This window comes from Cohnella ginsengisoli (genome assembly GCF_029525555.1).
Classification (GTDB): Bacteria; Bacillota; Bacilli; order Paenibacillales; family Paenibacillaceae; genus Cohnella; species Cohnella ginsengisoli.
The window spans coordinates 108,813-128,032 of record NZ_JAPDHZ010000003.1 but is presented as its reverse complement, the minus strand read 5'-3'; the positions used below and the strand labels follow the sequence as shown (position 1 = coordinate 128,032).

15 protein-coding genes and 1 pseudogene are annotated in these 19,220 nt (G+C 64.5%); all 16 read left to right on the top strand.

The window, feature by feature from the left end; translation table 11 throughout:
* The first annotated feature begins 1,085 nt into the window (after window positions 1-1,085).
* On the top strand, window positions 1,086-2,309 hold the full coding sequence (locus OMP38_RS11735) for a glycosyltransferase family 4 protein (protein WP_277565343.1): 1,224 nt from the start codon (window positions 1,086-1,088) through the stop codon (window positions 2,307-2,309).
* On the top strand, window positions 2,310-3,374 hold the full coding sequence (locus OMP38_RS11730) for a glycosyltransferase (protein WP_277565342.1): 1,065 nt from the start codon (window positions 2,310-2,312) through the stop codon (window positions 3,372-3,374).
* A complete protein-coding gene (locus tag OMP38_RS11725) occupies window positions 3,371-4,216 on the top strand; it encodes a glycosyltransferase (RefSeq protein ID WP_277565341.1) in 846 nt (281 codons plus the stop codon). The genes OMP38_RS11730 and OMP38_RS11725 overlap by 4 nt, the downstream gene beginning before the upstream one ends.
* 36 nt (window positions 4,217-4,252) lie before the next feature.
* Complete coding sequence (locus OMP38_RS11720) at window positions 4,253-5,617, top strand: lipopolysaccharide biosynthesis protein (RefSeq protein ID WP_277565340.1); 1,365 nt, start codon at window positions 4,253-4,255, stop codon at window positions 5,615-5,617.
* Window positions 5,618-5,704: 87 nt separating this feature from the next.
* Window positions 5,705-6,682, top strand: coding sequence for a polysaccharide pyruvyl transferase family protein (locus OMP38_RS11715; protein WP_277565339.1), 978 nt, complete (start codon window positions 5,705-5,707; stop codon window positions 6,680-6,682).
* Window positions 6,679-8,115: a sugar phosphate nucleotidyltransferase gene (locus OMP38_RS11710; protein ID WP_277565338.1), complete on the top strand. Its 1,437-nt coding sequence runs from the start codon at window positions 6,679-6,681 to the stop codon at window positions 8,113-8,115. The genes OMP38_RS11715 and OMP38_RS11710 overlap by 4 nt, the downstream gene beginning before the upstream one ends.
* A complete protein-coding gene (locus tag OMP38_RS11705; RefSeq protein WP_277565337.1) occupies window positions 8,112-9,452 on the top strand; it encodes a UDP-glucose dehydrogenase family protein in 1,341 nt (446 codons plus the stop codon). Before OMP38_RS11710 ends, OMP38_RS11705 begins: the two co-directional genes overlap by 4 nt.
* A gap of 27 nt (window positions 9,453-9,479) precedes the next feature.
* Window positions 9,480-10,403, top strand: coding sequence for a chitobiase/beta-hexosaminidase C-terminal domain-containing protein (locus tag OMP38_RS11700; RefSeq protein ID WP_277565336.1), 924 nt, complete (start codon window positions 9,480-9,482; stop codon window positions 10,401-10,403).
* Window positions 10,373-12,400, top strand: coding sequence for a beta-galactosidase (locus tag OMP38_RS11695; protein WP_277565335.1), 2,028 nt, complete (start codon window positions 10,373-10,375; stop codon window positions 12,398-12,400). The genes OMP38_RS11700 and OMP38_RS11695 overlap by 31 nt, the downstream gene beginning before the upstream one ends.
* 14 nt (window positions 12,401-12,414) lie before the next feature.
* Window positions 12,415-13,812 carry a sulfotransferase family protein gene (locus tag OMP38_RS11690; protein WP_277565334.1) on the top strand — a complete coding sequence of 466 codons (1,398 nt, stop codon included), beginning with the start codon at window positions 12,415-12,417 and terminating at the stop codon, window positions 13,810-13,812.
* The gene (locus tag OMP38_RS11685) at window positions 13,731-15,794 is read left to right on the top strand and encodes an asparagine synthase-related protein (protein ID WP_277565333.1); all 2,064 of its coding nucleotides are present in this window, start codon (window positions 13,731-13,733) and stop codon (window positions 15,792-15,794) included. The genes OMP38_RS11690 and OMP38_RS11685 overlap by 82 nt, the downstream gene beginning before the upstream one ends.
* Before the next feature lie 64 nt (window positions 15,795-15,858).
* Window positions 15,859-15,987: a paeninodin family lasso peptide gene (locus OMP38_RS11680; protein ID WP_110468926.1), complete on the top strand. Its 129-nt coding sequence runs from the start codon at window positions 15,859-15,861 to the stop codon at window positions 15,985-15,987.
* Window positions 15,988-16,280: 293 nt separating this feature from the next.
* Window positions 16,281-17,243, top strand: coding sequence for an HPr kinase/phosphorylase (locus tag OMP38_RS11675; RefSeq protein ID WP_277565332.1), 963 nt, complete (start codon window positions 16,281-16,283; stop codon window positions 17,241-17,243).
* Window positions 17,240-17,545 carry a lasso peptide biosynthesis PqqD family chaperone gene (locus OMP38_RS11670; RefSeq protein WP_277565331.1) on the top strand — a complete coding sequence of 102 codons (306 nt, stop codon included), beginning with the start codon at window positions 17,240-17,242 and terminating at the stop codon, window positions 17,543-17,545. The genes OMP38_RS11675 and OMP38_RS11670 overlap by 4 nt, the downstream gene beginning before the upstream one ends.
* Window positions 17,545-18,034 (top strand): annotated as a pseudogene (locus OMP38_RS11665) (lasso peptide biosynthesis B2 protein). Before OMP38_RS11670 ends, OMP38_RS11665 begins: the two are co-directional and overlap by 1 nt.
* Window positions 18,012-19,214, top strand: a complete 1,203-nt coding sequence (locus tag OMP38_RS11660; RefSeq protein ID WP_277565330.1) for a nucleotidyltransferase domain-containing protein — start codon at window positions 18,012-18,014, stop codon at window positions 19,212-19,214. The pseudogene OMP38_RS11665 and the gene OMP38_RS11660 overlap by 23 nt, the downstream one beginning before the upstream one ends.
* Window positions 19,215-19,220 lie beyond the last annotated feature (6 nt).

Genomic DNA, 19,220 nt, shown 5'->3' with positions numbered 1-19,220 from the left:
TCGGCGGGGATACGGGCGCGAGCCTCAAGCACGCCGTCACGCTGTTGTTCGGCATCTCGATGTACAGGGTGTCCCTGTATATCGCCGAGCAGGCGAGGAACGATCCCGCGCTTCGCCGGCAGATCGCCGTCTACCTGCTCGTCGGCTTCGTGCCGCCGCTCGCGGCCGGGATGCTCCAGCTCGCCGACGCGTACTTGATCCGCAGCGGTTTTTCCGGCATGCTGACCGGGCTCTTTTCCGAAAAGGTGTACAAGGGCCGGATCCAGCTGTTGTCCGGCGAGCCGTCCTGGGGCGGCATTCATCTGCTGACCGGCGGTTTGCTGCTGTTGTACCTGTACAGGGAGGGCTACAAGAAAATCACGCTGACGCCGCTCATCGGCTGCGCTGTGCTCCTGGTCCTGTCGTTCTCGGCCTACGCTTACAGCGTGCTGCTGATCGCGCTGCTCGTCTACGTGCTCGTCGCGAATAAGTATCGCGGACGCATGCTGCTCGCGCTCGGCGCCATCGGGCTCGTCATCGTCGTCGGCGTGCCGTTTCTGCTCGAGACGCTCAAGGTCAGCGGCTACTTCACGGACCGGTTCCAGTTCGATTTTCCGCATCTGCTGCGGGGGGACAATTCGTTTTTTTATCCGCGTCATTTTCCCGGCGATCGGCTTCATGGAGTTTTGGCATCATCCGATCTTCGGCGTCGGCGGCGGATTTTATTACCGCGAATTCGCGGATCTGCTGCTCGGGCACTTCGATTACGGCATGAAGTTCACCGAGGTCGCGAACCTGGTGAACGACCATCCGGAGATGGCCACCTCGCGCAATATGTGGTCCAAGCTGTTCGCCGAGGAAGGGCTCATCGGCGCGCTGCTGTTCCTTGGATTCATGGCGGCGGCCCTGCGCAGCTCGCGCCGCCATCCGTTCGCCCAATTCGCGTTCGCGTTATGCGTTTCGCTCGTTATGAATTTCGATTCCTATTCCTTCGTGAACTTCTGGCTGCTGATCGGATGGATCCGGGGCGGATTTTTTGAAGGACGGCCGGACGCCCGGGCGGCAGAATGGGATACGCAGAACGATAGGGAGTTGAGACGTACCGCATGAAAATCGTAATCGTCAACAGTTTGTACACGCCCCATATCATCGGCGGGGCGGAGATATCGACGCAGATCCTGGCGGAGACGCTCGCGTCCGTCGCCGACGTTCACGTGCTGACGCTCGGCGGGCACAGGCGCGAGGAAGGCGTGCGGGAAGAGCGGATCAACGGCGTCACCGTACACCGGATGCCGTACGGCAGCCTGTACTGGATCGGCGACGCCAAACGGCGCGGCGTGCTGATGCGGACCGCCCGCAGGCTGACCGACCTGTACAATCCGCGGATGAACGAAGCAGTGCGGGAGCGGCTGGCCGCGATCAAGCCGGATCTGATTCACACGCAAAACCTGTCCGGATTCGGCGCGGGCATCTGGACGGCGGCAGCCGGCCTGGACGTGCCGATCGTGCACACGCTGCGCGATTATTCGCTGCTGTCGCCGGTCAGCTCGCCGATCAAAAATCCGCTGCTGGCTCGGCTGTACGCCATGACGACAAGCGGCTACAGCCGTCATGTGTCGGCGGTCGTCGGCATCTCTTCGCACATCCTGAAGCGCCATACGGACGCGGGACTGTTCCCGGCCGCCGCGCCGAAGGTCATCCCGAACGCGGTGGAGGGCGGGATCGCCGCCAGCGAGAAGGACTTCGACAGGCGGCCGCTCCGCATCGGCTACTTCGGGCGGATCGAGCCCGAAAAAGGCGTGCGGGAGCTGATCGAGGCGGCGATGTCGCTGCCGACCGACGTCGTCGAACGCATCGTCGTCTGCGGCGAAGGAAGCCTGCGGGCGAAGCTCGCCGACGACTGCCGCGAGGACGCGCGCTTCGTCTTCCCCGGCAAGGTGAAGCCTGCCGAGGCGCGCCGCATGATGGGCGAGGCCGACGTCAACTTCGTCCCCTCGGTATGGGAGGAGCCGTTCGGCCGGGTCATCATCGAGTCGTATCAGGTCGGCACGCCGGTGTACGCCACCGACGTAGGCGGCATTCCGGACGCGGTGTACGATCCCGAAGAATTTTTGTTCCCGCCGGGCAGCGCCGCGGCCATCCGGGCCAAGATTCTGTCGTTCCACTCGCTGCCGGGCGCGGACAAGCGGCGCATCCAGGCAGCCTGCCTCAAGCACTGCCGCGGCTTCACGCAAGCGGCGCTGCTCGACCGGCATCTGGATCTGTACGATCAGACGCTGGCAGGCGGCGAATATACCGCGGTTAGGACCGCCGTCGGGCAGGTGCATTAGATGAGCGAACCGACCGTCTACATGTGGCCCAAGACGAATCCGCACAACAAGTATACCGACCTGCTCGCCAGGTCGCTCGAACGGCGCGGCCTGCGCGTCGAGCATTACGCCAAGGGCTCGCAGTTCAAGCCGCGCCGGGGCGATATCGTCCATATCCACTGGCCAAGCTATACGTACCAGGCTTCGACTTTTCCGTTGACCGTCGTCAAGTCGCTGTTTTTTATTTTGCTGCTGTACTGGTACAAATTCCTCGGGGTGAGGCTGTACTGGACGATTCACAACATCTGGCCGCACAAGGGCCGGTCGCGCTGGGACTTCTTCGTCCGCAAGCGGCTGCTAAGCCTGTGCGACGCCGCGTTCGTCCTGAGCGAATCGTCGAAGCGCGAGGCGGCCGACGTGTTCGGCGTGCCGGAGGACAAGATCGTCGTGACGCCGCACGGCCACTATGACGACGCCTATCCGAGCCGCGGCATCGACATTCGCGCCCGGTTCGGCATCCCGAAGGAACGGTTCCTGTACCTTTTCGTCGGCAGGATCAACCGGTACAAGGGCGTCGAACAGCTCGTGTCGGCTTACCGGTCGCTCGAACCTGCGAACGCCGCGGACGCTGCCTTGTTGATCGCGGGACAGGCGGATACGGGCTACGACCTCGGCTTTATCGGCGAGGGCAAGACCGGGGACGAAGCGGGAGCGATCAAGCTCCACTCGTCGTTCGTGGACGACGGCGATCTGGCCGACTACCTGCTCGCGGCCGACGCGGTCGTGCTGCCGTACCGGCAGATCACGACGAGCGGGAGCGCCATTCTGGCGCTGACCTTCGGCAAACCCGTCGTCGCGCCGCGGCTCGGCTCGCTCGGCGAATATGTGTCCGAGGGCTGCGGCGTGCTGTACGATCCCGACGACAAGGACGGTCTGCGCAAGGCGCTGGGAGACGTGATGAACATGGACCGGACGACGACGGAGCGCCGGATCGCGGACAAGCTCAGGGAGCTCGACTGGGACCGGATCGCGGACCGGATGCTCGCCGTTTACGCCGGCCGGATACCGCAAGAGGTGAACGCATGAAAGCAACGGTAGCGATATGCACGCACAACCGGGCCGCGGATCTGAGAGAGGCGCTGCTCAGCCTGCTGAAGCAGCGGTTCGACGCCTTCGAGGCGATCGTCGTGGACAACGGCTCGACCGATTCCACGGCGCAGACCGTGCAGGAGATCGAGCGGATGGTCAGCTTCCCGGTCCGCTATATCTACGAGGCCCGGCTTGGCCTCTCCGTCGCCCGCAACCGGGCGATCCGCGAGTCGCAGGGCGAGTACGTGCTGTTCCTGGACGACGACGCGGTCGCGTCCGAGGATTGGATCGCCGGCATCGTCGCCCTGTTCGAGCGGGACGAACGCATCGGCGTCGTCGGCGGCAAGATCGAGCCCGCCTGGGAAGGAGAGGCGCCAGCCTGGCTCGCGCCCGAGAACCGCACGCTCTACACGATCCTCGATTATTCGGAAGACATCGTGGAGATGAAAAGGCCGCATATTCCGTTCGGCGCCAACGTGGCTTTCAGACGCTCGGCGCTCGATATGGCGGCGCTGTTCCGCGAGGACCTGGGACGCGTCGGGAGCAACCTGCTCTCGAGCGAGGAAGGGGAGCTCATCGACCGCATCCGCACGAGGTACTCGGTCTATTACACGCCGCACGCCTCGGTGCTGCACAAGATTCCGCGCAGCCGCATCAGCCGCAAATGGCTGCTTGAGACGCATCTACTGGCAGGGCGTCAGCAGCGCGGTCAGCTCGGAGCGCAAGATGCGCGTGTTCGCGAGGTCGGTCGTGAAGCTGCCGATCATCGTGCTGCTCTCGCTGCCGGTGCTATACGACAGGCGGCGGGTATTCCGCAACGTCAGCCGGATCGCCTATAACAACGGGCAGATCAGCGGCGTGCTGGGAACTTACGAATGAGGAGGCTAAGCCGCCTCTGGAGCGGCGGAGGGGCGCTCACGGCGATCATGAAGACGAGCGCCGCCAACCTGATCATCGTGCTGCTCGGCACCGTGACCTCGATCGTGACGGCGCGGATGTTCGGTGTCGCGGGCAAGGGCGAATTTTCGGCGATCCTCTTCTGGTCGACCTTGCTGGCCGGCGTCCTCAGCTTCGGGCTGCCGACGTCGCTGATCTTCAACCGGCGGACGCATCCATCGCACGGACCGGCCTACATTAGAGCCGGATTCCTGTTTCAGCTGCCGGTATGCGCGATCGCCGGCACGGTCGCCTGGATCTGCATGCCCGCCTGGCTCGGCAACTACGGCGACCATATCGTAGCGATCGCGCGCTGGTACACCGTGTTCACGCTGCCGCTGCTGCTCATGGTCAACCTGCTGTCGGCGCTCGCGCAGAGCATGGAGAACTTCGGCCTGTACAACGGCATCCGGCTGTACGTGCCGCTCAGCAACCTGATCGGACTGCTCGCGCTGTGGGCTTGCGGCTATTTAAGCCAGTTTTCCTCGGCGCTCATGTTCCTCGTCACGAGCCTGTGCGTCGTCTGCTGGGCGCTGTACCGGCTGAGACGGGAGCTGGCGGTGGGCTGGTTCGGCAAGAAGGACGCATCGGCCGCGGACGGACGAAAGCCCGGCGAGCGCGGCCCGATCAAGTCGCTGTTCGGCTACGGCGGCAGAGTGTACGGCGTCGAGCTGCTCGGCACGCTGTACACGCAATGCGACAAGCTGATCATCCTGTCGCTACTCGCGCCGCGGGAGTTCGGTCTTTACACGGTCGTGTACACGCTGTCCCGCGTGTTCAACATCGTACAGACGGCCATCTCGGGCGTCGTCTTCCCGAAGGTGACGGGACTCGGGCAGGATGAGGTCGTCGCCAAGGTCAGCCGGGCGTTCAGGCTTTCCTTCCCGATCATGCTGGCCGCGCTCGTTCCCGGGATGCTCGTCGGCCGCTGGCTGCTGGGCCTGCTCTACGGCGAGCAGTTTCTGGCGGCGGACACGGCTTTCTACCTGCTGTCCCTGGAATGCGTCGTCGGCGGCGGCTCGTGGATACTCGCATCCTCCTTCAACGCGATGGGCCGGCCGGGCCTGGTCGTCGCGAGACAAGCGTTCGCGCTGGCGCTGACCGTCGGCATGTGCTTCCTGCTCGCCCCTTCGTACGGCTTGAACGGAATCGCGCTGGCGATGCTGATCGGGGCTTTCAGCCGCATCATCATCTCGGTCGCCGCGATGAAGGTCGTATTCAAGGCGCCCGTATCGGGCGTGCTGTTCGACAAGGACGACTGGCGATTTTTGGCGGGCCGACTGACCCGGGCTGCGCAATCCTGACCCGCGCAAACCCGACCCGCGCAAACCCGACCGGAGACGAAAAGCAAACATAGAAAAGAAAGATACAAGCGAGAAGGAGACAAACGGATGGAGATCGCGACCTTATCGGCTCACCCGATGGATGAGCTCAAAAACCGGCTGAGGATCATACTGAACGTCATACCGCCTGGCTCGAATATCTATTATATCGATTATCCCGTCTATTCTAACGGCGGAGACCTGCTCATCATGAAAGGGACGGAAGCCTTCTTCAGGGAAAACGGAATCCGGGTGCGGGCGCGATACAGCGCGTTCGACTTCCCCGACGGCCTGAGCGTGCCGAAGGACCATATCCTCGTGCTGCAGGGCGGCGGCAACTTCGGGGATCTGTATCCCGTGCACCAGAAGCTGCGCGAGCGAGTCGTCGCGGGCTACCCGAAAAACCGGGTCGTCATCCTGCCGCAGACGATTCACTACAAGGACGTGCGCGAGTTCGACCGGACCGCAGACATCCTGAACCGTCACAAGGACGTGCATCTGTTCGTTCGAGACACGCTGTCGCTGGAGATGGCGAAGGACAAGTTCAAGCGTTGCGGCGTCTATCTGTCCCCGGACATGGCGCATCAGCTGTGGCCGATCCGCGGCGGCGGCGAACCGGAGAGGGAGCTGCTCCGCTTCATGCGCACCGATATCGAGAAGACGGCCGGGCAGGACGGGCTGACCCTCGAAGGCGCGGGCGACGATCTCGATTGGTCGACGCTGTACAGCCGTACGGAGCATCGGTCGATCCGCGCGATCGGCAAAGTGATGCGCATTTCGAAGGGCAAGCTGCCGGTCGGGAAGTTCTGGATCAAGTACTCGGACAGGCTCGTGAGCAAGGCGGTCGAACGGTTCGCGCAGTACCGCACCGTGCAGACGTCGAGGCTTCACGGCCACATCCTGTCCTGCCTGATGGACAAGCCGAACGTCCTGTACGACAACGCGTACGGCAAAAACGGCCGCTACTATCGCTGCTGGACCCAGAGCATCGCTTCCGCCAAGCTGGCGGCGGAGCCGACGAGCAAGCAGAGCGGAGGGATGGCATGAAGATCGTGCTCTTGTCCGGCGGATCGGGCAAGCGGCTCTGGCCGCTGTCGAACGATTCCCGCTCGAAGCAGTTTCTGAAGGTGCTTAAGGATCCGTCCGGCAATCCCGAATCGATGATCCAGCGGGTATGGCGGCAGCTCGGGGACGCCGGACTGCAGGACCACGCCTACGTGGCGACGGGCAAGTCGCAGGTCGAGATTCTGTACGGCCAGCTCGGCAGCGACGTCAGGCTGATCGCCGAGCCGTCCCGCAGGGACACGTTCCCGGCGATCGCGCTCGCGGCGACGCATCTGTACGCGATGGAAGGCGTGAGCCTCTCCGAAACGATCGTCGTCATGCCGGTCGACCCTTACGTCGACGGCCGGTTTTTCGCGGAACTCGCGAAGCTCGAACGCGCGTTGGACGCTTCCGGCGCGGATCTGGCGCTCGTCGGCGTGCAGCCGACGTACCCGTCCGAAAAGTACGGGTATATCGTGCCCGAACCGGGCGTCGCAGAGGAAGACGGGGGCGCAGGCACGGCTGCCGACGCTGACGCTAATGAAGGCGTCGACGAGCCGTTCATGACCGTACGCGGGTTCCGCGAGAAACCGGCAAAGGAAGCGGCCGAGAAGATGATCGCCGAAGGCGCGCTTTGGAACTGCGGCGTGTTCGCGTTCAAGCTCGATTTTCTGATCAATATCCTGATCGCCCACGAGCTGCCGATCCAGCACGAGGAGATGGCGAGGCGCTACGACGCGCTGCCGAAGATCAGCTTCGACTACGAGGTCGTCGAGAAGGCGAACCGGATCGCGGCCGTCCGCTACGACGGCGATTGGAAGGACCTCGGCACCTGGAACACGCTCACAGAGGAGATCGCCGAGCCGCTCACGGGCAAAGGCACGATCTCGTCGCAGACGCAGGGCGCGCACGTCATCAATGAGCTGGACGTCCCGATCGCGGTGCTCGGCCTGACGGACGTCATCGTGGCGGCGAGCCCGGACGGCATCCTTGTCGCCGATAAGGCGCTCAGTCCTCTGGTGAAGGACCTGCTCAAATCCGCGGATCAGCGTCCGATGTACGAGGAGCGGCGCTGGGGCCGGTACCGCGTGCTGGATTATGCGGTCTATCCGGACGGACGCGAGGTGCTGACCAAGCGGATCACCATCGCCGCGGGACGCAATCTCAGCTATCAGTACCACAGCCTGCGGGACGAGGTATGGACCGTGATGGCCGGCAGCGGCACGTTCGTCCTGAACGGGAAGATCACGTCCGTGGTCGCCGGAGACGTCATCCGGATTCCGAAGGAGAGCATGCACAGCGTGCGCGCGGAGCAAGATCTCGAGATCATCGAGGTTCAGACGGGGACGCTGCTGATCGAAGAGGATATCGTCCGGCTGGAGATGGCCTGGGGAGATATCATGGAACTTTGCGAGACACAGGAGGGATCCATTTGAAAATCGCGGTAATTGGCACCGGCTACGTCGGACTCGTGTCGGGGATCTGCTACGCCGAGCTCGGTCACGCGGTCGTCTGCGTCGACAAGGATCCGTACAAGATCGCCACGCTGCAGAGCGGAGGCATCCCGATCTACGAGCCGGGCCTCGAGGAGCTGTCGCGCAAAGGCGTCGCGGCCGGCAAGCTGCGTTATACGCACGATCTGGCGGAGGCCGTGCGCGGGACCGATCTCGTCATCATCGCGGTCGGCACGCCGCCGCTGCCGAGCGGACAGGCTGACCTGTCCTATATCGACGCCGCGGCCGCCGAGATCGCGGACGCGCTCACCGGCTACGCCATCGTCGCCGTCAAGAGCACCGTACCCGTCGGCACGAACGAGCGGGTGCGCGATCTGATCCGCGCCAGGACCGACGTGCCGTTCGACAGCGTGTCGCTGCCGGAGTTCCTGCGCGAAGGCTCGGCCGTACGCGATACGCTCGAGCCGGACCGGGTCGTCATCGGCGCCGACTCGCCGGCTGCCGCCGAGCGGATCGCCGAGCTGCACCGGCCGCTGACCAAGCAGGTCATGCTGACCGACATCCGCAGCGCGGAGATGCTGAAGTACGCCTCGAACGCGTTTTTGGCGACGAAGATCTCGTTCATCAACGAGATCGCCAACATCTGCGAGAAGGTCGGCGCGGACGTGGCGGAGGTCGCCGCGGGCATGGGGCTCGATCGTCGGATCGGGACCGCCTTCCTGAACGCGGGCATCGGCTACGGCGGCTCCTGCTTCCCGAAGGATACGCGGGCGCTCATCCAGATCGCCGGCCACGTCGAGTACGAATTCAAGCTGCTGCGCTCGGTCGTCGAGGTCAACCAGGACCAGCGCATGCGCATCGTCCGCAAGCTCGAAGCGATTTTCGGCGGCGAGCTGCGTGGCAAGACGGTCGCGGTATGGGGGCTGTCGTTCAAGCCCAACACCGACGACGTGCGCGAATCCCCGGCGCTCGAGATCATTCGGCATCTGGTCGATAGCGGCGTGGTCGTGCGGGCGTACGATCCGATCGCGACGCCGAGCTTCCGCGGCCTGTTCGGGGACGGCGGGGTCGTCTGGTGCGACGGGGCGCTCGAAGCGGCGCGCGGCGCCGACGCCCTGTGCCTGCTCACCGAATGGGAGGAGTTCGCCAGGACCGACCTGCACGGCCTGCAGGAGACGATGCGCCAGCCGATCCTCATCGACGGACGCAACGTGTTCAAGGAAGAGGATCTTGCCGGCACGGCTTTTGTCTACTACTCGATCGGCCGCCCGAGCCTGAATCAGGGCGTCAGGGAAGAGATGCCGATCCTCCAGTATTAAAAGCAGGGCCAAAGGAGCTTCGCCATCATGAAAAGTAAAGCGATCTGGCTCCTGGCTTACGGCATGCTCGTCGTCGTTCTTCCCTCGCACTCGCACGGGAACAGCCCCGGCACCTACGAGATCGAGGTCGACGACCTTGCCGATTGGGAGCAGACGTACGGGCATTCCGACACGCTCGCGCTGCGTAAGGTCGCAGGCGACGGACAAGACGCCACCCGCATCGCGCCGAGCGGCGCGGCAGGCGAGGCGCTCGTTTACAAGACGAAAGGCAATTTGCGCTCGTTCGCGGTTCAGACCCACGGCCGCGCGGCCGCAGGCAGCGGCGGCCTGCAGTTCCTGATCTCGGCCGACGGCAAGTCGTACCGGAACGTGACGCCGGACGTGCACGAGGCTCCGGGACAATCGCCGACCGTGACCTATGCGTCCAGAGGATTCCCGCTCGGCACGAAGTACTTGAAGATCGCGTTCGCCGGCGGCGCGGGGCCGGAGATCGGCCAGGTCGTGCTGAACGACGCCGCCGGCATCGAGGCCAGCAAGCCATCGGGAGCGGTCTTGTACGGGAGCATGATCCTGCTGACGCCAAAGAAAGAGGGAGAAGCCGTCTACTATACGACGGACGGCAGCGACCCGCGTACGTCGAAGACGCGCAAGCTGTACGGATCGCCGATTCCGATCGCTGACGATACGGTGCTGAAGACCACGTCGGCAAATCCCGCGAGCGGCCCGGCAAAAGCGACGGACGGCATATCAACGTATTCGTATACGCCGTACCCGCTCGCCGCGCCTCCGAAGGGCATCGACGACAAGCTGGACGACTTCGGCCTGACCGCCGTCCGCGCCAATGTCTACACGGCGACCGACAATCCCGCCTACTACGGCGGAGACGGCCGCAGGGCGGTCCGGGCGACGTTGGGGCGGGGGTGCTCCTTTACAAGACCGATTACGACATGACTTCCTTTTCGGTCAGCAGCTACTATTTCGCCGGACTCCCGTTAAGCAAGCTGAAGTTCTACGCCTCTTCCGACGACGAGACGTACAGCGAGGTCGCCGCCGAAGCTTACCCGTCCGGCAATCCCGTGAAAAACTGGCAGCCGTACGCATACGAGAACATGTCCCTGCCGGAAGGCACGCGGTACCTGAAAATCGAGATGCTGGGCAAGAGCAAAGCCTGGACCCCGCAGATATCCGGGGTAGCGATCAACCTCAACACGGCGTCCGCGTCGCTCACGACGACCAAGACGAAAGGCGGCATGATCGCGACGCTTGCGGCGGCGACCGAAGGGGCTCGACTCTATTACCGGCTGAACGACGGCGCGGACTTCCTGCCGTATAAGGAGCCGATCGCGCTGCACGGTTACGTCCGGCTGGAAGCCTACGCGGTCAAGGAAGGCCTGCTGCCGAGCCCGATCCGCAGCTACGCGATCAACGCGAGCGACGACGTGCAGCTCGACCGGTTCGGCCAGATGGAGGTCGCGAGCTTCGCGGGAAAGGTGACGTCCGAGTCGCAGCTGGCGGCGGACGCGAAGGCCGACAAGGCCTACTATGCGAGTCTCCAGGCGCCGGCAGGACGCGACGAATACGGCGGTCTGGCCGGCAGCAAGGACAAATACGGCTTCAAGGCGACCGGCCATTTCGCGATCCAGCGGCTTGGCGGACGCCCGGTCATGACGACGCCGTCCGGCAACCTGTACTTCAGCCTCGCGGTCAACGGCGTGACGGCCAACGAGACGTATTCGCTCGTCAAAGGCAGGGAGACGCTGTACGAGTCGGTGCCGCCCTATGCGGGCGAATACAAGCCCGCGTGGCTCGGGACGAACAGCTTTTCGTACTTCGTTGCGAACAAGTACCGCAAGACCGGTGTCTTCCCGACGGAGCACGACATCTACATGGAAGCGATCGGGCGGCTGGCCAAGTGGGGCTTCAACGGCATCGGCGGCTTCTCGCCGGAGAAGTACGGAGAAGAGGGGCTGTTCCCCTACACGCGCATGCTTCCGCTGGACAGCATGAGCTGGGCCAAGATCAACGGCCTGTCGATCTTCGACATCTACGCGCCGGGCGCCGAGACCAAGCTCGACCAAGCGTTCGCCCAGGCCGTGGCGCCGTATAAGGACGATCCCATGCTGGTCGGTTACTTCATCGGCAACGAGTACGATTTTCACAAGTTCTATCAGATCGTGCCGGGGCTCAAGGCGAGCAAGGCGGCGATCAAGGGCCGCCTAGTCCAGCGCTTGCAGTCCAAGTACGGTACGATCGGCGCGTTCAACAAAGCGTGGGAGACGGACTTCGACTCGTTCGACAGCTTGAAGGAAGCGAAGCTGCCGGTCGAAACGAAGACCGCCTGGAGCGATATGAACGGGCTGTTCGCGGAGTATCTCGACCGGTTCTACGGCACCGTCTCGAAGCTGTACCGCAAGTACGATTCGCGCCATCTGCTGCTCGGCGACAGGTGGACCGTGACGGCCTTCCGCGATACGAAGCTCCGCGGCATGCTCGCCGCGGCCGAAGGCAAGTACGTAGACGTCATCAGCCTGAATTACTACTCGCACAAGGTCGAGACGGAGCTGCTGGCCGATCTGTACGCGAAGGCGGGCAAGCCGATCATGATGAGCGAGTTCGGCTACGGCACGGCGGAGCAGGGCCTGGCGCCGCTCATTCAAAACGCGGCGGCGAACCAAGCCCAGCGCGGCATCCGGTATCGCAACTACGTGGAAGGCGTCGCGACGCTGCCTTACATCGTTGGGGCCAACGTGTTCAACTACGTGGACCAGGCGGGCCTCGGGCGCCACTGGCAGGGCCAGTGGGGCGAGCACTACAATTCGGGTCTCGTCAACGTCGCCGACCGGCCGTACAAGGACTACGCGACGGCGGCGAAGGCGACGAACGACGACATCTACCGGATCATGCTCGGCCAGCGGCCGAAGTATTACTACGATTTCAACAAGAAGTGAAGGAGGCGCCCCGGATGGTCGACGCAAGCGGCAACAACCTCGTATTCCTGCTGTGCACGCCGAGGAGCGGCAGCTCCCTTGCTACGGTCATGCTGCAAAATCATAGCAGGGTGTACGCGGCGCAGGAAATGTGGTTTCTCATGAGCCTGCTCGACCTGAAGGCGGCGCAGCGGCGGGCATACGGCGGCGGAGCGATCCTGGAGCGGTTTTTCGGCGGCGTGCTGCCCGAAGACGCGTTCGCGGACGCGTGCCGGTCGTTCGCGGTCGAGGCCTACAACGGCCTGCTGCGCGGCGGCGAAGGCGCCGACATCGTGGTGGACAAATCGCCGAGATACTACTATCTGCTCGAGTTCCTCGACGCGCTGTTCCCGCGCTCCAAACGGATTTGGCTGCTGCGCAATCCGCTGGACGTGCTCGCCTCGTACAAGAAGCTCGGCGCGTCGCGCGGCGGCGCCGCGGACCTCGCGGGCCTGCTGACGGGCGCCGCGTTCGATATCAAGGCCGTGGATCTCACGATCGGTCTCCTGCGCTACATGCGGTACTTCGCAGCGCCCGATCCGTACGCCTATCGGCTGCGCTACGAGGAGCTGGTCGCGGATCCCCGCGGAGAGCTGGCGGGCGTGAGCGAGTTCCTCGGCATCGCGTACGAGGAAGGCATGGAGCGGTACGGCGAGCGCATGGGCACGGCGAAGTCCGAGCTGTACTTCAGCATGGGGGTCGGCGATCCGAACGTCGCGGACCACGCAGCGCCGCATACGAACGCCGTCGGCTCTTGGAAGGACGCGCTAACCAAGAAGGAGGCGGAGCTGTACATTACCCTGCTCGGCGCGCGGACCTTCGAGGCGCTCGGCTACGGCGAGGCGCTGGCCGAAGCGGAGCGCTGGACCGGCGCCCGCTTCGAACGCGAGCCGGACGAAGCGCTGCTGACCCAGCGGGAGCGGCAGCTGCTTGATGCGACCGGGTGCCGCTGGGAGCCCGAGTATGCGATGCGGAGCGCGGCAGTCGGCGGCAGCTTGAAGGCGGGCGGCTCGGCGAGCGGCTCCGCGGCGGAGATGCAGGCGGGGCGCGCTGAGTGGATGACGGCGGCACCGGCGACGGTAACATCGGCGACGGCAGCATCTGAGACGACAGCAAACGATGCAAGGCTTGCGAATGGCGTCAACGAAGCGACGTCGGCGATGGCAGGCGAGGCGAAGTTGGCAAGGGCGTCGGACGCTCGCGTGCATCAGCTGCAGATGACCGTCCGCGCGCTGGAAATGCGGCTCGAAGCCGGCATCCGGGAACAGCGGCATCTCCGCGCGCAGCTCGGCGCGATGAAGAGGAAGGCGGATTGGCTGAAGTCGGCGATCCCGTTCGGCAGGCGCCTGTCCCGGTTCGCATCGGCCTACATGGCCGGCGGAGGGAAGAAGTGAGCGCGCTGGCGGGGATCGTCCGGTTCGACGGGCGGGAAGCGGAGGTATCGGACGGCGAAGCGATGATGAACGCCATGTCCCGATACGTCGCGGACGATGTGCGCACCTGGCGCGACGGGCCGGCGTTCCTCGGCTGCCGCATCCGTTGGATCACGCCGGAATCGGTCGGCGAACGGATGCCGGACGGCGATGCCGGCAGCGCGGCGGGCGGGCGGCTGCGAATCGTCGCGGACGCGATCCTCGACAACCGCGCCGACCTGTTCGATCGGCTCGAGATGCCTTCCGGCCGCCGTGCGACGGTGACGGACGGCGAGCTGATCCTGCTCGCTTACCGCAGATGGGGACGGCTCGCGCCGTCGCATCTGATCGGCGACTTCGCGTTCATGATCTGGGACGAGACGCGCAAAGAGCTGTTCGGCGCCCGCGATCTGTTCGGCAGCCGCTCGCTCTATTACCACATCGGCGCCGGGCGACTCGCCTTCGCCACGACGATGGCTCCGCTGCTGGCGCTGCCGGACATCGGCAGCAGGCTGGACGAGGCATGGCTTGCCGAGTTCATGGCGATTCCCGAGATGTTCGAGTCCACCGACGCCGGCGCGACGCCGTATATCGGCATCCGGCAGGTGCCGCCGGGGCACGCGGTCGTCTTCGCGGACGGCCGGGCCCGCATCGAAGCCTACGGCTCGATCGAGCCGGCCGAGCCGCTGCGGCTCCGGTCGGACGGGGAGTACGAGGAAGCGATGCGCGACATCTTCGGCGAAGCCGTCCGCGCCAGGCTTCGCACGCATCGCGAGGTCGCGGCGACGCTGAGCGGCGGACTCGACTCCGGCGCGGTCGCGGGGTTCGCGGCGAGGGCGCTGCAGCGGGAGGGCAAGACGCTCCAGGCTTACAGCAGCGTGCCGCCCAGCGGCTTCGCCGATTGGACGCCGGGCCATGCGGCGGCGGACGAGCGGCCGTATATCGCGGCGACGGTCCGGCATGTCGGCAACATCGAGGCGTCGTACATGGACTTCGAAGGGATCAGCCCGTTGACCGAAGTGGACGAATGGATCGATTTGCTAGAATCGCCCTACAAGTTTTTTGAAAACTCGTATTGGCTGAAAGGCATCCACGAGCGCGCGGGCAGCCGGGGAGCGGGAATCCTGCTCACCGGCGCCCGAGGGAACTTCACCGTCTCGTGGGGCCCGGCACTCGACTATTATGCGCAACTGCTGAAGCGCATGAAGTGGATGCGGCTGTCGCGCGAGCTGCGGATGTTCGGCGCGAACAAAGGTATCGGGCGGCGCAGGCTGCTGTCGACCCTGGGGAAGCTGGCCTTTCCGGCGCTCTCGGGCGGGCGGCGCGGCGGCGACGAGCCGGACCTGCCGGCGATGCTTATCCATCCGGACTTCGCGCAGCGCACGGGCGTATTCGCCAAGCTGCGAGGCGGCGGAAGCGGCGGCGGATTCGGCAGCTCAGGCGGCAGTAGGGGCCGCGGAGGCCCTGGTTCGGCGGATCCGTTCGCGGTACGCAGGGACAAGCTCGCCAGCCTCGCCGCCGCGAACAAGAACGGCGCGACCGCCACCAAGCTGTCGCTGCGGTACGGCGTCTGGGAGCGGGATCCGACCTGCGACCTGCGGGTCGTGCGCTTCTGCCTCTCGGTGCCGGTCGAGCAGTACGTGCGGGACGGTATGGACCGCGCGCTGATCCGCCGGGCGACGAAGTCCGTGCTGCCCGACGAGGTCCGGCTCAATCAGCGGGTCCGGGGCGTCCAGGGCGCGGATTGGATCCACCGGGCGGCGCCCATGTGGCCGCGCCTGCTCGACGAGCTGCGGCGGCTCTGCGACGATTCGGCCGTCGCCGGCTACCTGAACGTCGAGCGGATCCGCGCGGCGGCGGCCGGGATCGGGCGGGAGCCCCGATCGGAGCTCGCTTTTCACCCGGAGATGAGGCTGCTCTTGCGCAGCGTGATCTTGTATAGATTCATCAAACGGCACGCCTGAAGATGGGATACGCGCGCCGCGCCTGCGGGCGCCGGCCCGCCGCTTGAAAGGAGGTGAACGCACAATGGCAAAGCAACAATGGCAAACGCCCGAGCTCGAAACGCTGAACGTCAGCGAGACGATGTACGGCAAAGGCATGACGAACATCGACTTCGTCACGACCGAAGACATGGACATCTACACCCCGAGCTGACTTTGATTTTCGCCCAAAAGCGTCCTTATACAGTCCGTAGCGGACTGTATAGGGACTTCTTTATCCATGCGTCACGGCTTGGCCGCGACGAGAGTCGTACCGCAAGCGCGCACGTCGTTTTACAAATCGAGGATACATCCGCCGTTAGCGGCTCAGGCATGAACTTAAGAGCGATCGTTTCAGGATACATCCGCAGTTAGCGGTCCGAATATGTACGCAATTCCTTTCCCTTTGGCCATATCCGCTTTAGCGGTAGAAATAGACATCCCATTCGAAAAAAAGGAGCGATTACGATGATCGATGCGGCTTTGGCCGAACGAACGGCGACGACGACGGTTTACAGGGCGTTCGGCCTCGACATGGCGAGCGCGATTCCGCTGCCCGAATTGCCGCCGGCAGGCGCCGGTCGCACGGCAGGCGGCGCGGACGTCACGATCGTCACGGCCGATCCGGTTCCGCTCAGGGAGGAGCTCGAAGCGAGCGGCAGCAACTTTTCGCTGACGCGCGAAGGCAGCCGTTTTCTTTTCCTCATTCCCGAGACGGCCGTCTACTGCATCGACGAAGGCCGGCATATCACGGTCGCGCCGCTGCCCGGCGCTGATCCGGAGAAGGTGCGCGTCTACCTGCTCGGCACTTGCTTCGGCGCGCTGCTCTTGCTCCGCGGACTGCTGCCGCTGCATGGCAGCGCGGTCGTCATCGGCGGCAAAGCGTACGCCTTCGTCGGCGATTCGGGCGCGGGCAAGTCGACGCTCGCCGCCGCGCTCGTCGGCAAGGGGCATCGTCTTCTGAGCGACGATGTCGTAGCGGTCACGGCCGGCGCAGACGGCAAGCCGTTGGTCATGCCGGCTTATCCGCAGCAGAAGCTGTGGCGGGAAAGCCTGGACGGACTCGGGATGCATGCCTCTCCGTATCGCACCATCTATAGGGAGACCGAGAAGTTCGCCGTACCGGTCTCTAAGGACTTCGGTTCGGACCCCGTGCCGCTGGCGGGCGTGTTCGAACTCGGGCGGTCGGACGGCGAACGGGTCGGCGTATGCGCGCTGCCGGTGCTCGAGCGGCTTCGCGTCATGCTGCAGCATACGTACCGGCAGGCTTTGGTTCCCCGGCTCGGTCTCGTAGATTGGCATTTCCGGGTTGCATCCGGCATCGCGTCCGGCATCGCGGTCGGCCGGCTGTCTAGGCCGTCCGAAGGATTTACGGCGCGCGAGCTCGCCGAGATCATGATCCAATTCGACAAGGGAGGCATAACGATATGATCGAAGCAGGTTTGAAGGAAGGTCACGATACCGAACAGATCGTCGTAAGGGCAGAGGGCAACATGGCAAGCGACATGAACGGCGAGAAGGTGATGTTCAGCACCCGCTCGGGCAAGTACTACAACCTTGGCGCCGTCGGGGGCCGCATCTGGGATCTTATCGCCGAGCCCATCGACATCGGCCGGTTGGTCGATACGCTTGCCTCGGAATACGAGGTCGAACGGGCGACGTGCGAGCGGGAGGCGCTGGCTTTTCTTCGGCAAATGTACCGGGAGTCGCTGATCGAGGTGCGTCCGTCCTGATGCGCGGCCTCGTAAAGTTCATGGCATGGCCCGCCGCGCGCCGGCGGCTCATGCTGGAGGCCTTCTTGTACCTGGCTTGGGCGCGAATCCTGAAGGCGCTGCCTTTCAACCGGCTCGCGCCGAAGCTCGGCCGGCCGATGACGGAGTCGCCGCATGTGCACGATCTGAACGCCGAGCGCGTGGTTCGCAGCATCTCGGAGGCGGTTCGAGTCATGAGCCGCCATACGTTCTGGGAGAGCCAATGTCTCGTTCAGGCGCTCGCGGCCAAAAAAAATGCTGGAACGGCGGAGCATGGACAGCACGCTGTATCTCGGCACGGCCAAGGACAAGCAAGGCAATCTTATCGCGCATGCCTGGCTCCGCAGCGGCCCGGTCTATCTGACGGGCGCCGGGGAGATGCGTTTGTTCACGACGGTGGCTGTATTCGGCACGGACTATTCGACTGAAAAGATAGAAGGTGCGAGGCATGAATCAAACTTACGAGCTTAATACGACCGCTTTTCCCCAGGAGCTGACCGCGATGCTCGCGGCGATGCGTAGCGATGCCGCGCAGGAGGAGATGGCGCAGCAGGAGAAGGCGCATCAGGAGAAGGCGCAGCAATCGCCTCCGTTGCCGAACATCGATTGGAATCAATTCGTGAAGCTGGTCCGCCATCATCGGGTCTATCCGCAGATCCGCGGGGACCGGGACGGCACCGGCTTGATTCCGTCCGATGTCCTGCAAGCCCTGGGCGGCGATTGCCGGCAAAATACTTGGCGCATGCTTCGGCTGAGCGGCGAATTGGACCGGGTGTGCAGGTCGCTGGGAGAGCGGGGCGTGCGTTCGCTGTCGCTCAAAGGTCCAGCGCTCGCCCGGCAGCTGTACGGGGACATCTCGCTGCGGACGTCCAAGGACCTGGATATCCTGATTCCCGTCGGCGACCTGGAGCAGGCGGAGCGTCTGCTGCTCGAGCTGGGCTACCGGGCCGACGAAGAGATACCGCGCGGACTCGGCGACTGGAGATGGAAAATCCATCATGTCTCCTTTACGAATCCGAATACGGGCATCCAGGTTGAGGTGCATTGGCGTCTGAACGGCGAAAACGGCAAGGAGCCGTCGTTCGAGGCGCTTTGGCGGGACCGGCAAGCGTGCGCGCTGTCGGACGCGATCTTCATGCCGGGCGACGCGCATCTGTTCATGTATCTCGTCACGCACGGCGCGCGTCACGGCTGGTTCCGGCTGCGTTGGCTTGCCGATATCGACCGCATGGTCGGGCGCGGCCTGGACTGGAGCGCGATTATGCCGCTGCTGCGGCGGTATCGCGCGCTCGATCAGGCGGGCCAGGCGCTCGTGCTCGCCTCGGGCCTGCTGCGTACGCCGATTCCGAACGAGATCGGCCGCATGCTCGCCAGAGGACGCGGTCCCGCGCTGGCGGATCGCGCGCTCGGGTTCATCCGCGATACCGTCGTGCTGACGACCGACCCCAGCGCCGGCGAAGTGTCGCGAACGTACAAGCGGTATTTGTTCGAGCTCAAGACGACGCGGCAAAAATGGGGCTACGCGGTCAGCCGGCTGTACCCCAGCTTCAGGGACACCAAAGCGCTGCCGCTGCCGCGCTCTTTGTATTTTCTTTATTTTCCGCTGCGGCCGTTCGTCTGGCTGTGGAGGCAGGTACGTCAGGAGACTTGAGGGCGG